Here is a 16,178-nt window from a genome sequence, read left to right as displayed (position 1 = left end):
CGGGTAAACAGAATTCACTGTTCATGCGGCGGAAACAGGTAGGGCCCGCGGGTCGGCCGGGCCGCGGCAGGCCGGCGAGCGCCGTGGCGGACCAGCCCGCAAGGCGCATCGGCCCGCCCGCTCCGGACGGCCGTCGCGACACCCCGGCCGCGGAAATCCATGTCCGGAAACGGCTGGCGCGCGGTCCGGGCCTTCCATACCATGCGCCCATGCCTGCCAGCCCGTCCGACTACTACGCCGCCCTGTGCGCCCGCGACCGCCGCTTCGACGGACGGTTCTACGTCGGCGTTTCCACCACGCGCATCTACTGCCGCCCGGTATGCGCCGTCAGGACGCCGCGCTTCGAGAACTGCAGCTTCTACCCCAGCGCCGCCGCCGCCGAGGCGCACGGCTTTCGCCCCTGCCTGCGCTGCCGCCCGGAACTGGCGCCGGGCGTGGCCCCCATCGATGCCGCCGGGCGCTACGCGGCCGCCGCCGCGCGCCTGATCGACCAGGGCTTCCTGTCCGGGCAGTCCTGCGAAGGGCTGGCGCAACGCCTCGGCATCTCCGCCCGGCACCTGCGCCGCGTGTTCGCGGACCGCTACGGCGTCTCGCCGGTGGGCTACGCGCAAAGCCAGCGCCTGCTGCTCGCCAAGCGGCTGCTCGCCGAGACCGCCCTGCCGGTGACCGAGATCGCGCTCGCAGCCGGCTTCGGCAGCCTGCGGCGCTTCAACGGCCTCGTGCGCGAGCGCTATCGCCTCAGCCCCTCGGAACTGCGGCGCACCGCGCCCGCCGCAAGGGCGCCGCACGGCGGGCACGGCCTGCACCTGCGGCTCGCCTACCGCCCGCCGCTCGATTGGGCCGCCATGCTGTCCTGGCTGGCGCGCCGCGCCATCGGCGGCATCGAAGCCGTGCACGGCGACCAATACGTGCGCAGCATCTCCCTCATGCACGGCGGAAAGCGGCTCGACGGCTGGGTCGGCGTGCGTGCGGACGCTTCCCGGCACGCCCTGTCGGTCGAACCCTCGGCCTCGCTGGTCCCCGCGCTGCCCCTGGTGCTCGCAAGGATGCGGCGCCTCTTCGACCTCGACGCCTCCCCCGGCGACATCGCCGCCGTGCTCGGAGACCTCGCCGCCCCCCGCACCGGCCTGCGCCTGCCGGGGGCCGTGTCCGGCTTCGAGGGCGCCGCGCGGGCGGTGCTGGAACAGCAGGTCAGCACCTCGGCCGCCGCATGCCTGCTGAAGCGGCTCGCCGAACGTTTCGGCGAACCCGTGCCCACGCCGTGGCCCTCCGTGGACCGGCTGTTCCCGGCGGCCGCGGCGCTCGCCTGCGCGTGCGACGAGGACATCGCCGCCATCGGCATTCCGCGCCAGCGGGCGAGGGCATTGAGGCTACTCGCCATCGAGGCCGCCGAAGGCCGGCTCGACCTGGACGACGTGATCGACGTCGAGCGCGGCCTCGCCAGGCTGCAGGAGATCCCGGGCATCGGCCCCTGGACCGCGGGCTACATCGCCATGCGCGCCTGGTCGTGGCCCGACGTCTTCCTCTGCACCGACTACGTCGTCCGCAAACGGCTGCCGGGAATGTCGCCGGGCGCGATCGACGAGCACGCCCGGCGCTGGAGCCCGTGGCGCTCGTACGCCGTCTTCCACCTGTGGGCCTCGGACGCGCCTCCCGCGCCGTGACCCTCTCACGCACGGCCGGACCGTATGCGTCCATGATTCCCGCGGCCCGGCATTTTCGGCTTGACTGATATACGGCTCGATATCTACCGTCGGTTGATATATCCTTTGATATGTATCGCCGCCGGAACGAATCGTTGAGGGGTATCGAAATGACGATGCAGACAGCCAAGGTCTTCACCACCGGACGCAGCCAGGCGGTGCGCCTGCCGCTCGAATTCCGGTTTGAGGAAAAGGAAGTGTATATCCGCCGCGACCCGGTCACCGGCGACGTGATCCTGTCGCGGCGGCCGGCTTCGTGGGACGGCTTTTTCGCGCTCTACCAGACGACCGAGGTTCCGGCCGACTTCATGAGCGAGACCGATCGCAACCAGGGCGAACAGACCCGCGACCCCTTCGAGGGCGCCGCGGAATGACGATTTACATGCTCGACACGAACATCGCGAGTCACGTCATCAAGGGCGACATCCCGCTTGTCTTGCAGCGGCTCGCGGCCGTGCCCATGACGAGCGTCGCGGTGTCCGTCGTCACTGAGGCCGAGCTTCGGTACGGCGTGGCGAAGCGCGGGAACCCGCAGGGCCTCGCGACGCGCGTGCATGAATTCCTGATCCGCGTCGAGGTGCTGGCATGGACGCAGGACGTCGCGCGTGCCTATGGCGATCTGCGCGCCTCTTGCGAAGGCGCCGGCGTGACGCTCGCACCCATGGACATGATGATCGCGGCGCACGCCAAGGCCGCCGGCGCGATCCTGGTAACGAGGGATGGGGCCTTCAGCCGCGTTCCCCACGGTTTGCAACTGGAGAATTGGGCAAGAGAGGCTGCACCATGAAACACGCTCACCGAGGGTCAGGCCACCCTGTGGAGCAAGCACCCGCCGCAGCGATTCGGCCCGGCCCGATGCCGGGTCGAGCGCCGCAGGAATCCCCGGCCTCAGCAGATTCGACCGCCCCGGCCCGCCGGGACTGTGGTTGAGCACCAAGCAAGCCCCTTCATGGCATCGATGAGCCGGCCTGCGTCCGCGAATACGTCATGGCGCACTACCTGGCACCTGAGGTATGCCGAGGAGCAGGGTCGGTTGACGCCGCGGCGCGGAAGCCCGCCGGCATTCGCGCGGGCGCCTTCATTCCCGCTGATCCGCCGTCAGCCGGTAGCCGATGCCGGTTTCCGTCTTGATGTACGCCGGACGCAGCGGGTCCGGTTCGAGCTTCTTGCGCAGATTGGCGACGAACACGCGCAGGTAGTGCCCGTCTTCCGCATGGCCGGGGCCCCAGACCTCCCTGAGCAACTGGCGCTGCGTCATCACGCGGCCGGCGTTGGCCGCCAGCAGGGCGAGCAGGCGGTATTCGATCGGCGTCAGGTGCACCGCCTGGCCCGCGCGCGTCACCTCGCGCCGGGCGAGGTCGATGCGGACGTCGCCGCAGCGGACTTCGGCGCCGGCACTCTCGCCGCCGCGGACGATGCGCCGCCGCAGCGCGCGGATGCGGGCGAGCAGTTCGGGCACGCCGAAGGGCTTGGTCAGATAGTCGTCGGCGCCGGCGTCGAGCGCGGTCACCTTGTCGGTCTCGTCGCTGCGCGCGGACAGCACCAGGACGGGGGCGTTCGACCACGTGCGCAGCTCGCGGATCAGCTCGACGCCGTCGCCGTCGGGCAGGCCGAGGTCGAGGATGAGGAGATCCGGCCGGCGCGTGGCGGCGTCGATCAGGCCGCGCCGCGCGCAGTCGGACTCGGCGACGTGCAGGCCCTCGGCCTGCAGCGCGGCGCGCACGAAGCGGCGGATCTGCGGGTCGTCCTCGACGATCAGCACCAGGACGGGCGCGGCGAACCCGGCGTCAGCCATGCGGCACCTCGCCGAGGTCGGGTGGCGAACCCGCCGGCAGGGTGATGACGAAGCGTGCGCCGCCCTGCCGGCGGTTTTCCGCCCGCACCTGGCCGTCGTGCGCCTCGACGATGGCGCGCACGATCGCCAGTCCGAGGCCGACGCCGGAAACCGCGGATTCGTCCCGCCCGCGGGTGAACTTCTCGAACAGCCAGGCTTCGCGGCCGGGCGGCAGGCCCGGGCCGTCGTCCTCGACCGCCAGTTCGATCCGGGCTCCGTCATCGCCGTCGATGCGCCGCGCCGACACGTCTATCGTCGAACCGGGCGGCGTGTACTTGGCCGCGTTCTCGAACAGGTTGACGAACACCCGCTCCATCAGCACCGCGTCGATCTCGACGAAGGGGAAGTCGTCCGGTATCGCGAGCCGCACCGTGTGCCGCGCCAGCAGGTCGGCGCACGCGTCGAGCGCGGCCGAGATCGCCTCGCTCACCGGCTGCCATTCGCGCCTGAGCTTCACGCCGCCGGCCTGCAGCTTGGCCATGTCCAGCAGGTTCTCGACCAGCGTGCTGGTGCGGTGCGCCTGTTCGCGGATCGCCCGCTCTACCGCGGTGCGTTCGGCGGCGTCGGCCGGCGGGTTGAGCGCCAGCGTGTCGGACAGCCCCACCAGCGCCGTCAGCGGCGTGCGCAGATCGTGCGACAGCGCAGCGAGCAGCGAATTGCGCAGCCGCTCGGATTCCATGTGCACCACCGCCTGCTGGGCCACCTCGATGTAATGCACCCGTTCGAGCGCGATCGCGATCAGCGCCGCGCTGGTGACGAAGAGCTGGCGCTGTTCCGGCGTCGGGCGCCAGGCCGCATCCGCCGGCCGCAGCGCCATCACGCCGCGCACCCGCATCGGCGCGCTCAGCGGGATGTAGAGCGCGCGGTTGGCCGGCAGCGTGCCGGTTCCCGCGCCGGCTTCCTCGCCGTGGTCCAGCGCCCACTGGGCGACGCCGTCATCGAAGCCGCGTGCTGCGTCTCCGGTCCCCAGCCGGATGCGGCCGTCGTGGTCGGGCAGCAGCAGCGCGGTCTCGCCGTCGATCGCCCGCGCCATGTAGCGCCCGGCGATGTCGACGATCTGCTCGGCGGCGAGCGCGGCCGACAGTTCGCGCGCCATCTCGTAGAGCGCGCGCGAGCGGGCTTCGCGGTGCTCGGCCACGCGTGCCTGGAAGCGCAGGCTGGCCGCGAGCTGGCCGGTGATGAGCCCGGCGGCCAGCAGCACCGCGAAGGTCACCAGATACTGCACGTCGGTCACCCCGAACGACAGCCGCGGCGGCACGAAGAAGAGATCGAAGCAGGCCACCGACAGGAAGGCCGCCAGCACTGCGGGGCCGCGCCCGAGCCGCACGCCGGCGAACAGCACCGCGAGCAGGAAGATCATCACGATGTTGGCGAGATCGAGCGCGCCGCGCAGCGGTGTCGCGAGCGCGGTGACGGCCGCCACCATCACCAGCGTCAGCCCGTAGCGCCGCGCCACCCGGGCATCGAAGGCCCGCCGCACCGGTATTTCGCGCGGGGAGGCCGCCTGCCGCCGCGGGTCGCGGCCGAGCTGGATCAGATCGACCTCGGGCGCAGCCGCCGCCAGCCGCTCGGCAAAACCGGGCCGCCACGCGCGGCGCGTGCTGCGGCGGCCGACCACGACGCGGCCGATGTTCTCGCGGCGCGCGTACTGCGCCGCCGCCGCCGGGGCGTCCTCGCCGGGCAGCACCGCGGCGCGGGCACCGAGCGATTCGGCCTGCGCCAGCAGCTTGAGCGTGCGGTCGCGCCGCTCCGGGGCGAGCCGCTGCAGGGCGGGCGTCTCGACGTAGATCGCGTGCCAGGCGGCCTGCTGCCCGGCGGCCATGCGCGCGGCGGCGCGGATGATGCGCTCGGCGGCATCGTCCGGGCCGATGCAGGCCAGCAGCGTCTCGCCGGTCTTCCACACTCGCGAGACGGCGCGCTCGCGGCGGTAGTCGCGCACGTCCTCGTCGACGCGGTCGGCGGTGCGGCGCAGGGCGAGTTCGCGCAGGGCGAGCAGGTTGCCCTTGCGGAAGAAGTGCTGGATCGCCCGCTCGGCCTGCTGCGGCAGGTAGACCTTGCCCTCGCGCAGGCGCGCGAGCAGTTCGTCGGGCGTGAGATCGACCAGCACCACCTCGTCGGCCTCGTCGAAGACGTGGTCCGGCACCGTCTCGAACACCCGGATGCCGGTGATGCCGGCGACGACGTCGCTGACGCTGTCCAGATGCTGGACGTTGACCGTCGAGAACACGTCGATGCCGGCTTCGATCAGTTCGTCCACGTCCTGCCAGCGCTTCGGGTGGCGCGAACCCGGCGCGTTGGTGTGCGCCAGTTCGTCCACCAGCACCAGGCCGGGCCTGCGCGCGAGCACCGCGTCCAGGTCGAACTCTTCCAGCGTACGGCCGCGGTAGGCCACGCTGCGCCGCGGCAGCACCTCCAGCCCCTGCAGCAGGCGCGCGGTCTCGTCGCGGCCGTGGGTCTCGGCCACGCCGACGACCAGATCCACGCCCTGCGCCTGCAACTGGCGCGCGGCGGAGAGCATGGCGTAGGTCTTGCCGACGCCGGGGCTGGCACCGAAGAAGATGCGCAGCTTGCCGCGGCGCGCGCGTTCGGCCTTGGCTTCGAGGCTGGCCAGCAGTTCGTCGGGATCGGGGCGGTGCGCGTTCATCGGCGGGGTTCCGGTCCGCGGATTATCCGCCGGGGGCGGCCTGTTTTCGCACCGCGTCGAGCGCGAGGTTGAGCTGCAGCACGTTCACCCGCGGCTCGCCGAGCACGCCCCACTGGCGCCCTTCGGTGTGGCGGGCGACGAGCGCGTCGACCTGCCCCCGCGGCAAGCCGCGCGCCCGCGCCACGCGCGGCGCCTGCCAGGCCGCCGCGGCCGGGCTGATGTGGGGGTCGAGGCCGCTGCCCGAGGCGGTGACGAGATCGACCGGGATGGGCGCGGTCTGTCCGGGGTCCGCCGCCTTCAGCGCCGCGCTGCGCGCCGCGACCGCCTCGGCCAGCGCAGGATGCAGCGGCCCCTGGTTCGATCCGCTGCCCGCCGCGGCGTTGTGCGGCACCGGCGCGGTGGCCGACGGGCGGCTCCAGAAGTAGCCGGGCGCGGCGAAGGTCTGGCCGATGAGCGCGGAGCCGACGGCCCGGCCGTCGCGCAGCACGATGCTGCCCCCGGCCTGGCGCGGAAAGGCCGCCTGGGCGACGCCGGTGACGGCGGCCGGGTAGAGCGCACCGGTGATCAGGGTGAAGGCGCCGAACAGCACGAGCGCGGGCCGGATGTCCTTGAGCATGGGGATTCTCCTCAGACCAGGTGGAGGCCGGACAGGACCAGGTCGATGGCCTTGATGCCGGCGAAGGGCACGACCAGGCCGCCCAGGCCATAGACGGCCAGGTTGCGGCGCAGCAGCGCGGCGGCGCCGAGCGGGCGGTAGGCAACCCCTTTGAGCGCCAGCGGGATCAGCGCGACGATGACGAGCGCGTTGAAGATCACCGCCGACAGGATGGCCGAATCCGGCGTCGCCAGCCCCATGACGTTGAGTGCGCCGAGTTCCGGGTAGGTGGCGACGAACAGCGCCGGGATGATGGCGAAGTACTTGGCGACGTCGTTGGCGATCGAGAAGGTCGTCAGCGCGCCGCGCGTCATCAGCATCTGCTTGCCGGTCTCGACGATCTCGATGAGCTTGGTCGGGTTGGAGTCGAGGTCGACCATGTTGCCCGCCTCCTTCGCCGCCTGCGTGCCGCTGTTCATCGCCACCGCGACGTCGGCCTGCGCCAGCGCCGGCGCGTCGTTGGTGCCGTCGCCGGTCATGGCGACCAGGCGGCCGCCCTGCTGGTAGTCGCGGATCAGGCGCAGCTTGGCTTCCGGCGTGGCCTCGGCGAGAAAGTCGTCGACGCCGGCCTCGGCGGCGATGGCGGCGGCGGTCAGCCGGTTGTCTCCGGTGATCATCACCGTCTTGATGCCCATCCGGCGCAGCTCGGCGAAACGCTCCCGGATACCGCCCTTGACGATGTCCTTGAGTTCGACGGCGCCGAGCACGCGGGTGCCCTCGGCCACCACCAGCGGCGTGGCGCCGCGGCGGCCGATCTCCTCGACGGCGCCGGCGACTTCGCGCGGCAGGCTGCCGCCCAGGCGCTCGACGTGCGCGCGCAGCGCCTCGGCCGCGCCCTTGCGGATCGAACGGCCGTTCCAGTCGATGCCGCTCATGCGCGTCTGCGCGCTGAAGTGCACGAAGCTGGCCCCCTCGGCGGCGATGTCGCGCCCGCGGGTGTGCAGTTTCTCCTTCGCCAGCGCGACGATGGAGCGGCCTTCGGGCGTCTCGTCGGCGAGCGAACCCATCAGCGCCGCTTCGGCCAGTTGGCGCTCGCTCACGCCGTGGGCGGGCACGAAGGCGTGCGCCTGGCGGTTGCCGAGCGTGATCGTGCCGGTCTTGTCGAGCAGCAGCACATCGACGTCGCCCGCCGCCTCGACCGCGCGGCCGGAGGTGGCGATGACCTTCTTCGCCATCATCCGCCCCATGCCGGCGACGCCGATCGCCGACAGCAGGCCGCCGATGGTGGTCGGGATCAGGCACACCAGCAGCGCGGTGAGCGCGGTCACGGTGACGACGCGGCCGCTGCCGCTGGCCTCGACCGCGAACGCGGAGAACGGCAGCAGGGTCGCCACCGCGAGCAGGAAGATGAGCGTGAAGAACACCAGCAGGATGGTCAGCGCGATCTCGTTGGGCGTCTTCTTGCGCTGCGCGCCCTCGACCATGGCGATCATGCGGTCGAGGAAGGTTTCGCCGGGATTCACCTCGACGCGGATCACCAGCCAGTCCGACAGCACCCGGGTACCGCCGGTCACCGCCGAGAAATCGCCGCCGGACTCGCGGATCACCGGGGCCGATTCGCCGGTGATGGCCGACTCGTCTACCGAGGCCACGCCCTCGATGACGACGCCGTCGCCCGGGATCGTCTCGCCGGCAGCGACCAGCACCACGTCGCCGCGGCGCAGGTCTTCGGACTGGCAGACCACGGACCTGGCGCCGTACTTCGGCTCGGCGAGCTTCTTCGCCCACACCGTCTTGCGCAGGCCGCGCAGCGCCGCCGCCTGGGCCTTGCCGCGGCCTTCGGCGACCGCCTCGGCGAAGTTGGCGAACAGCACGGTGAACCACAGCCACAACGCCACCGCGAAGATGAAGCCGGCCGGCGCTTCGCCCTCGCCGCGCAGCGCCTGGACGAAGAGCGCGGTGGTCAGCAGGCTGCCCAGCCAGACCACGAACATCACCGGGTTGCGCAACTGGTGGCGCGGCGACAACCGCTTGAAGGACTCGATCACGGCGTCGAGCACCAGCTTGCGGTCGAACATCGAAAGGAATGCGTTCATGTCGTTCTCCGGCTCAGCGCGCCATCATCTGCAGGTGCTCGGCGACCGGACCGAGCGCCAGCGCCGGCAGGAAGGTCAGCGCCCCGACCACGGCCACGATCGCGATCAGCAGGCCGGCGAACAGCGGCCCGTGCGTCGGCAGGGTGCCGCCTGAGGCCGGCACGCTCTTCTTCGCCGCCAGCGCGCCGGCGATCGCCAGCACCGGCACGATCACCCAGTAGCGGGCGACGAGCATGCAAAAGCCGAGCGCCAGGTTGTAGAAGAGGTTGTTGCTGCCCAGGCCGGCGAAGGCGCTGCCGTTGTTGTTGGCCGCCGACGAGAAGGCGTAGAGGATTTCCGAGAAACCGTGCGTGCCGGGGTTGGCGACGGCGGCTCTGCCGGGCTCCACCAGCACCGCGACCGCGGTGCCGACCAGCACCGCCGCCGATGGCGCGAGCAGCGCGACGGCCGCCATCTTGATCTCGAAGGCTTCGATCTTCTTGCCCAGGTATTCCGGCGTGCGGCCGATCATCAGGCCGGCGACGAACACCGCCACCAGCGCGAACACCAGCATGCCGTAGAGGCCGGAGCCGGCGCCGCCGAAGATCACCTCGCCCAGTTGCATCAGCCACATCGGCGCCATGCCGCCCAGCGGCGTGAAGGAATCGTGCATCGCGTTGACCGAACCGTTCGAAGCCGCCGTGGTGACGGTGGCCCACATCGCCGAACCGGCGATGCCGAAGCGCGCCTCCTTGCCCTCCATGTTGCCGCCGGCCTGCAGGTCCGAGGCCGCGGTGTCCGCCCCCGCACGCTCGAACAGCGGGTTGCCGGCCTGCTCCGCGCCGACGCACACTGCCATCAGCGCCACGAACACCAGCGTCATCGCCGCGAGCAGCGTGAAGCCCTGGCGGTCGTCGCGCACCATGCGGCCGAAGGTGACGCACAACGCCGCCGGAATCAGCAGGATCGCCAGCATCTCGAGGAAGTTCGACAGCGGCGTCGGATTCTCGAACGGGTGCGCCGAATTCACCCCGAAGAAGCCGCCGCCGTTGGTGCCGAGCTGCTTGATCGCGATCTGCGAGGCGGCGGGGCCGAGCGGGAGCGTCTGCGTGGCGGCCCGGACTTCCCGTGTCGCCGGCCGGCCATCCGCGCCGGCGGCCGTTTCCGGGTAGCTCACCGTCTCGACGCGGGCGACCTCGGCATAGGGCGAAAAGGTCTGCACCACGCCCTGGCCGGCGAGGACCACCGCCAGCACCACGGACAGCGGCAGCAGCACGTAGAGCGTGGCGCGGGTCATGTCCACCCAGAAATTGCCCAGCCCCGCGGCCTCGCGCCGGACGAAGCCGCGCGCGAGCGCCAGCAGCACCGCGATGCCGGTGGCCGCCGAAACGAAGTTCTGCACCGTCAGGCCGAGCATCTGCGTGAGGTAGGACATCGTCGCCTCGCCACTGTAGCTCTGCCAGTTGGTATTGGTCGCGAAGCTCGCCGCCGTGTTGAAGGCGAGATCGGCCGGCACGCCGGCCAGCGCCTGCGGATTGAGCGGCAGCCAGCCCTGCAGCCGCTGCAGCCCATATACCGCGACGAGGCCGGCGAAGTTGAACAGCAGCACGGCCAGCGCGTAGCGGCGCCAGCCCATGTCCTCGTCCGCCTGCACCCCGGCAAGGCGAAGGAGACCGCGTTCGAGCGGGGCGAGCCAGCGCGCGAAGGCCGGCGGCCCGCCTTCGAACACGCGGGCCATGTACAGGCCCAGCGGCCACGCCAGCGCCAGCAGCGCCAGCACGTACAAGCCTGCCTGCAGGATGGCGTTGGCGGTCATGAGTAGTCCTCCGGATGGAACAGCACCAGCAGCAGGTAGATCACGAGGCCGGCGACGAGGCCCAGCGCGACGAGGTGGAACGTGCTCACGGGCGCCTCCGGATACGGTCGAAGGCCGCGCAAAGGGCGGCGGTGGCGGCGAAGAAACCCGCCGCCGCGGCAAGGAACAGCACATCCATGGCATCTCCCGGACGATGTGGTGGGGATGCCCGGACTGTAGGAAATACGGCGAAAAGAAAGGGCCAAGACCGCTGCGCCGGATGTCAAGAAAGTATCAAGACCCCGGGTCCGGGGCGGCCATGCCGCGCCGCGGGCCCGGTTCGCGCGCTTGCCGGCGAACGGGCGCGCCGTGCGCGGCCGCCAGGGCGCCCGCGTCGATGAAACCGCCGTCCGCTGCGGCGGCTGCCGCGGACAGCCCGCGGCCGGCCCGTTTCGCGCGCAGGCCCGGCCGGCGCGGCCTTCAGCGGCCGTCGCCGCCCAGCCTGCGCTCGAGCGCGCGGGCGGCGCCGACCAGGCCCGCATGGGGCGCGCGGATGACGTAGGTCGGAATCGCGGCGAGGTAGGCGCCGAAGCGGCCCTTGTGCTCGAAGCGCGCGCGAAAGCGCGAGCGCACGAAGAACTCGCCCAGCCGGGGAACGATGCCGCCGCCGATGTAGATGCCGCCGCGCGCCCCCAGCGTCAGCGCCAGGTCCGCGGCCACCGTGCCGAAGAAGGCGCAGAAGCTGTCCAGCGCCGCCGCGCACGGCGGCGAACCGCCGGCAAGCGCGCGCGCGCTGATCTCCTCCGGCGCCAGCGGCTCCGCCGCCTCGCCGCGCAGCGCCGCATGCGCCTCGTACAGCGCCGCCAGCCCCCGCCCCGACAGCACGCGCTCCGCCGACACGTGCGGATGGCGGGCCGCCAGCCAGGCGATCAGCGCCGCCTCCTTCGCGTCGCTGGCCGCCAGCGTCACATGCCCGCCTTCACCCTCCAGCGGCACGTAGTCCGTCCCGCACGGCACCAGGCCAGAAACGCCCAGTCCCGTGCCGGCGCCGAGCAGGCCGACGGCGCGGTGCGCGGCCGGCGCGCCGCCGCCGACCTGCAGCAGGTCCGGCCCCCGCAGCACCGGCAGCGCCAGCGCCAGCGCGGTGAAATCGTTGAACACCTCCAGCCGCTCCAGGCGCAGCGCCTCGCGCAGCGCGCCGATGGAGAACGCCCAGTCGCGGTTCGTCATATGCACCACGTCGCCGTCCACCGGATTGGCGATGCCGAACCCGCCACAACGCGGCGGCGGCAGGCCGCTCGCCGCCAGGTAGTGCCCGATCGCCTCGGCCGGCCCCGCAAAGTCGGCGCAGGGCAGGGTGCGGACGCCCTGCAGATCGCCGCCCGGCGCGGTCACCAGCGCAAAGCGCGCATTGGTGCCGCCGATGTCGCCGACGAGGCGCGGAAAGGTGTCGGAAGAGCCTGATCGCATTTCGACATCCTCGCACCGCAGGCCCCCGCGCGTGAAGAGCGGCGCGCTGCGGACCACCGCGCCGGCCCGCCCGCATGCATCCGCGCTGAGCATCCATCCCGCAAAAAAAGACGAGAAATCCAAATTTTTTTGCGTTGCATCGTCGATTTTGACCAGCAATCAAAGGTTTCTGGCCGTCTCTCAAACATCGGAATTTGGGCATGGCACGAGAATCCGCCGCGCCGGGTTGCGGCACGACCGCCGGACTGCGGTGACTTGTGCGGAATTCGTGACCAAGGAGATATCCGATGTATTCGACACAGACGTATTCGACACCGACGCTTTCGTCACCGACGCTTTCGTCACCGACGCATTCGTCATTCCTGCAGCGCATTTTCGGCGGCGTGCATCCGGCCGCCAGAAATGCGCTGCCGTTCGCGCGCCGGCCGGCATCCGTGTCCGTCGCGCCCCTGCTGGCGGCCCTGCTCTGGTTCGCCTTCGTGCCCGCCCATGCCGAGGGCCCCGTCCGCGGCACGCCGCCGGCGAACGCCGCCGGGGCCGACAAGGCCGCCGCCACGCCGCCCGTCCAGGCGGTCCTCACCCAGAAGCGGGTCGTGGTCGAGAAGGGCAGGGAAGTGCTGCTCGACGCCGACGAGGTCAAGCCCGGCGAAGTCATCGAATACCGCGTCGTCTACACCAACTCCGGCAACAAGAGCCTCTCCGGTTTCGCCGCCACGCTGCCCCTGCCCGAAGGGCTCGAGTACGTCGCGAAGAGCGCCAGGCCCGGCGCGCCGGTGGCCAGGGCCTCGGTCGGCGACGGCCGCTTCGCCGTCGAGCCGCTGACGCGCCCGGTCGCAGGCAAGACCGGCGGCAAGGCCGCCACCGAGCCCGTGCCCTATGCCGAATACCGTTCCCTGCGCTGGGAGTTCGATCGTCTTCCCGCCGGAGGTGTTGCCGAGGTGAGCGCGCGGGCGCGCGTCGCCGGCGCCCCGCCGGCCGTCGTATCTGGTGCCGCGCCGCTGCCTGTTCCGGGCGGCGTGGCGCCGGTAGTGGTGGCTCCCAAGCCTTAACCGCTCAGCCGCGGCCGTCGTAGCGGAAACCGTCCCCCGGCGGAGTCCGTCTTCGGCGGTCGCATTTATCTCAGAATCGGAGAGATTTCCAAATGATCAAACTGGCTCCATCCAGCTTTCGTGTGAAGCGAAACCTGGTATTGCTGGGAGGGGGCGTAGGCATCGCGCTCGGGGGCATGCTCGCCCACATCGCAATCGCCGCAGCCCCTCCCGCCAATACCACCATCAGCAACCAGGCCACGGCCACCTACCTGGACGGCAACGGCGTCTCCCAGACCGCCACGTCCAACGCCGTCGTCACCTCCGTCAAGCAGGTCGGCGCCTACGCGCTGTCCGACGGCAACACCAAGGCGGCCGGTCCCGGCGTCACGGTGGCGGTGCCCTACACCATCACCAACACCGGTAACGGCACCGACAACTTCGTCGTCACCGTCACCGAGAACGGCGCCAACGCCTTCTCCCGCATCGACGTCTTCACCGACCAGGCCGACGGCGACGGCCGGGCGGACGACACCACCTCGCTGCTGACCACCGGCGCCATCACGGCCGACAGCGGCACCGCCAGCACCCTCGGCATCACCATCCCCGCCGGCCAGACCTACCGCTTCGTCGTGGTCTACACCGTTCCGGCATCCGCGACCACTGGCTGGTCGAACACCGCCGAGGTCAAGGTCGCGCCCGAGTCGTACTCCGCGAGCAACCCCTACGAGTACGTCGACGCCAGCCTGACCAAGACGGATACGATCAACCTCGCCACCTCCGCCGCGTTCAACCTCACCAAGTCGATCAGCGCGCCCGCCGTGGCCGCCGTCGGCGGCGGTGGCTGGGGGCCGACGCCCAGCAGCGGCGAGGTGTTGACGGAAACCGTCTACACCCTCACCTATACCAACAACGGTGCCGAGGCCGGCAAGCTGTACCTGAAGGACGTCCTGCCCGAGAAGATGGAGTACCAGACGGGCACCGCGGTATGGAGTTCCGCGCCCGGCGTCGCCCAGACCGATGCTTCCGGCGACACCAGCGGCAACATCGAGTACCAGTACGATGCCGTCGCCCATACCGTCGAAGCCGTCATCGCCAACGTGGCACCGGGCGTCACCGGCACCCTGAGCTTCAAGGTCAAGGTGGCTGCCGATGCGCCGATGGGCACCTCCAAGACCACCGGTTCCGCCACCTACGGCCTGAACTGCACGGCGAGCACCATCACGCTCGCGAACGGCGGTACGGGCTGCGGTCCCGACGGCACCTCCACCACCGCGGCGGTCTCCTTCACCGTGCTGCCCACCTATGCGGTCGAGATGGGTGCGCTTGACTCGACGCCGGGTACGCCGAATGTGAGCGGCGATCTGTTCACGCCGACCCCGAGCAACATCGTGCCCGGCGGCTCCGCCAGCATCACCATCCCGGTGAAGAACACCGGCAACGCGCCGGAAACCTTCAAGCTGAGCACCGCTGCCGCGACCGGCACCGCCTTCCCGACGGGGACCACCTTCACGTGGTTCGCCGCGGATGGCGCCACCCCGCTGCAGAACACCGCGGGCGGCGTCGGCGTGGATACCGGCCCGGTCGCCGCTGGCGACACCGTCAACGTCGTGCTGAAGATCACCATCCCGATCACCACCGACGTTGCCAACGGCGTCAACTACCAGGTCAAGGCGGTTGCGACCTCGTTCGGCAAGCCGACGGTGCTCGACGCGGCCATCGCCCAGGTGGACAACGTGATCGGCGGCCTGGTGGACCTCACGGCCACCGCCACGGGCACCGTCGACGACAGCGGCCCCGGCACCGCCACCGTCATCCAGAACCTCACGGTGACGGCCGGCGCTTCGGGTACCTCCACCGCGGCGGCGCCCGATGCAGCCAAGGGCACGGCGGTGTACGACCTGTTCGTCAAGAACGCCTCCGCCGACAACCTGACCTTCAACCTCCAGGTCAGCCAGACCGCCAGCTTCCCCGGCAACCCGCCGGCCGGCTGGACCGTCAAGTTCTACTCGGATGCCGGGCTCACCACCGAAATCACGACGGTGGCCGTCACGGCCAGCAGCCAGGAACACGTCTATGCCGCGGTGACGCCCAATGCCGGCGCTACCTCGGTCACGGACCAGAGCCTGTACTTCCGGGTGATCTCGACCACGGCGGTGACCGGTGGCGGGGTGGTCAGCGACTACCTGCACAACAAGATCACGGTCACGGCGGCGTCTTCGCGCAGCTTCACCCTCGCCGCCGCCGGCAACGGCCAGGTGACGGCAGCCGGCTCGACGACCTTCGCCCACGTCATCACCAACACCGGCTCCCTGAGCTGCGGTTCGACGAGCGGCCTGACGGTCTCCGCCACGCTCGACTCCGCCGCGGTGACCGCCGGCTGGACCGCCACCCTGTTCGACGACGTCGGCACCACCGTCGGCGCCATCGACTCGGGTGACACCGTGATCGGCGACGGCAGCAGCGGCAACATCGGTGTGCTCGCGACCGGCACCAACCGTCCGATCCTGGTGCGCGTCGTCTCCCCGGGCGGTGCGACGGCAGGCAACACCGCCACGGTGACCATCACCACGACGGACAGCGACCCGACCCCCAACTGCGGTACCCAGACCATCGACAACGTTGCCATCGTCATCACCGGCAACATCGGCGTGGTCAAGTACCAAAGGCTGGATACGGCTTGCACCAACACGACGTCCGCCTCCAGCTCCGCCAACATCACGGCGCGGCCGGGCGAGTGCATCGTGTACAAGGTCGTGGCCACCAACAACGGTGCCGCACCGGTGACCAACGTCAAGCTGTGGGACGTGGTTCCGCCCTACACCACGTGGAGCACCAACCAGCCCACCTCCCAGTGCGCCAGCTCCGCCGGCTCGCCGACCCTGGTCCCCGGCACCGTCTCGGGCTCCTCCGTCACGTGCGGCGAGATCTCGACCCTGCCGCCGTCAGGCGACATCACCCTGGAATACGCGGTGAAGGTCGCCGACTGACATCCAGATCCATGTAACAGGCGCTGCCGCGGCTTCACCGCCGT

The 16,178-nt window shown here is 71.0% G+C and carries 12 protein-coding genes; 5 read left to right on the top strand and 7 right to left on the bottom strand.

Features of this window, described 5'->3' with window-relative positions; translation table 11 throughout:
• Window positions 1-209 precede the first annotated feature (209 nt).
• The 3 genes from alkA (at window position 210) to CCZ27_RS09255 (ending at window position 2,490) form a co-directional block, all read left to right on the top strand.
• Window positions 210-1,664 carry a DNA-3-methyladenine glycosylase 2 gene (gene alkA, locus CCZ27_RS09265; protein WP_096447557.1) on the top strand — a complete coding sequence of 485 codons (1,455 nt, stop codon included), beginning with the start codon at window positions 210-212 and terminating at the stop codon, window positions 1,662-1,664.
• A gap of 149 nt (window positions 1,665-1,813) precedes the next feature.
• On the top strand, window positions 1,814-2,077 hold the full coding sequence (locus CCZ27_RS09260) for an antitoxin (protein ID WP_096447555.1): 264 nt from the start codon (window positions 1,814-1,816) through the stop codon (window positions 2,075-2,077).
• Between the two features lie 8 nt (window positions 2,078-2,085).
• Window positions 2,086-2,490: a type II toxin-antitoxin system VapC family toxin gene (locus CCZ27_RS09255; protein WP_232516618.1), complete on the top strand. Its 405-nt coding sequence runs from the start codon at window positions 2,086-2,088 to the stop codon at window positions 2,488-2,490.
• A 291-nt stretch (window positions 2,491-2,781) separates the two neighbouring features.
• On the opposite strand, the gene CCZ27_RS09250 is transcribed toward CCZ27_RS09255, so the two are convergent.
• From CCZ27_RS09250 to CCZ27_RS09225, 7 genes are all read right to left on the bottom strand, one after another.
• Window positions 2,782-3,498 carry a response regulator gene (locus CCZ27_RS09250; protein ID WP_096447551.1) on the bottom strand — a complete coding sequence of 239 codons (717 nt, stop codon included), beginning with the start codon at window positions 3,496-3,498 and terminating at the stop codon, window positions 2,782-2,784.
• A complete protein-coding gene (locus tag CCZ27_RS09245) occupies window positions 3,491-6,181 on the bottom strand; it encodes a DUF4118 domain-containing protein (protein ID WP_096447549.1) in 2,691 nt (896 codons plus the stop codon). Before CCZ27_RS09245 ends, CCZ27_RS09250 begins: the two co-directional genes overlap by 8 nt.
• 22 nt (window positions 6,182-6,203) lie before the next feature.
• Complete coding sequence (gene kdpC, locus CCZ27_RS09240) at window positions 6,204-6,797, bottom strand: potassium-transporting ATPase subunit KdpC (protein ID WP_096447547.1); 594 nt, start codon at window positions 6,795-6,797, stop codon at window positions 6,204-6,206.
• Between the two features lie 11 nt (window positions 6,798-6,808).
• Complete coding sequence (kdpB, locus tag CCZ27_RS09235) at window positions 6,809-8,872, bottom strand: potassium-transporting ATPase subunit KdpB (RefSeq protein ID WP_096447545.1); 2,064 nt, start codon at window positions 8,870-8,872, stop codon at window positions 6,809-6,811.
• 13 nt (window positions 8,873-8,885) lie between these two features.
• Window positions 8,886-10,667: a potassium-transporting ATPase subunit KdpA gene (gene kdpA, locus CCZ27_RS09230; protein WP_096447543.1), complete on the bottom strand. Its 1,782-nt coding sequence runs from the start codon at window positions 10,665-10,667 to the stop codon at window positions 8,886-8,888.
• Window positions 10,664-10,756 (bottom strand): potassium-transporting ATPase subunit F, encoded by a 93-nt coding sequence (locus CCZ27_RS23480; protein ID WP_157748520.1) that lies wholly within the window; start codon window positions 10,754-10,756, stop codon window positions 10,664-10,666. The genes kdpA and CCZ27_RS23480 overlap by 4 nt, the downstream gene beginning before the upstream one ends.
• 370 nt (window positions 10,757-11,126) lie before the next feature.
• Complete coding sequence (locus CCZ27_RS09225; protein WP_096452365.1) at window positions 11,127-12,116, bottom strand: glucokinase; 990 nt, start codon at window positions 12,114-12,116, stop codon at window positions 11,127-11,129.
• Window positions 12,117-12,550: 434 nt separating this feature from the next.
• On the opposite strand from CCZ27_RS09225, the gene CCZ27_RS09220 reads away from it, so the two are divergent.
• Window positions 12,551-13,165 (top strand): DUF11 domain-containing protein, encoded by a 615-nt coding sequence (locus CCZ27_RS09220; protein ID WP_157748519.1) that lies wholly within the window; start codon window positions 12,551-12,553, stop codon window positions 13,163-13,165.
• Between the two features lie 92 nt (window positions 13,166-13,257).
• Window positions 13,258-16,134, top strand: coding sequence for a beta strand repeat-containing protein (locus CCZ27_RS09215; RefSeq protein WP_096447539.1), 2,877 nt, complete (start codon window positions 13,258-13,260; stop codon window positions 16,132-16,134).
• Window positions 16,135-16,178: the final 44 nt, after the last annotated feature.

The sequence above is a fragment of the Thauera sp. K11 genome (assembly GCF_002354895.1).
Classification (GTDB): domain Bacteria; phylum Pseudomonadota; class Gammaproteobacteria; order Burkholderiales; family Rhodocyclaceae; genus Thauera; species Thauera sinica.
This window is presented reverse-complemented; position numbering and strand designations above follow the sequence as displayed.

Excerpts from the sequence above, each read along its gene's own strand:
- alkA (WP_096447557.1), top strand. The coding sequence starts at position 210 with ATGCCTGCCAGCCCGTCCGACTACTACGCCGCCCTGTGCGCCCGCGAC.
- CCZ27_RS09260 (WP_096447555.1), top strand. The coding sequence starts at position 1,814 with ATGACGATGCAGACAGCCAAGGTCTTCACCACCGGACGCAGCCAGGCG.
- CCZ27_RS09255 (WP_232516618.1), top strand. The coding sequence starts at position 2,086 with ATGCTCGACACGAACATCGCGAGTCACGTCATCAAGGGCGACATCCCG.
- CCZ27_RS09250 (WP_096447551.1), bottom strand. The coding sequence starts at position 3,498 with ATGGCTGACGCCGGGTTCGCCGCGCCCGTCCTGGTGCTGATCGTCGAG.
- CCZ27_RS09245 (WP_096447549.1), bottom strand. The coding sequence starts at position 6,181 with ATGAACGCGCACCGCCCCGATCCCGACGAACTGCTGGCCAGCCTCGAA.
- kdpC (WP_096447547.1), bottom strand. The coding sequence starts at position 6,797 with ATGCTCAAGGACATCCGGCCCGCGCTCGTGCTGTTCGGCGCCTTCACC.
- kdpB (WP_096447545.1), bottom strand. The coding sequence starts at position 8,872 with ATGAACGCATTCCTTTCGATGTTCGACCGCAAGCTGGTGCTCGACGCC.
- kdpA (WP_096447543.1), bottom strand. The coding sequence starts at position 10,667 with ATGACCGCCAACGCCATCCTGCAGGCAGGCTTGTACGTGCTGGCGCTG.
- CCZ27_RS09225 (WP_096452365.1), bottom strand. The coding sequence starts at position 12,116 with ATGCGATCAGGCTCTTCCGACACCTTTCCGCGCCTCGTCGGCGACATC.
- CCZ27_RS09215 (WP_096447539.1), top strand. The coding sequence starts at position 13,258 with ATGATCAAACTGGCTCCATCCAGCTTTCGTGTGAAGCGAAACCTGGTA.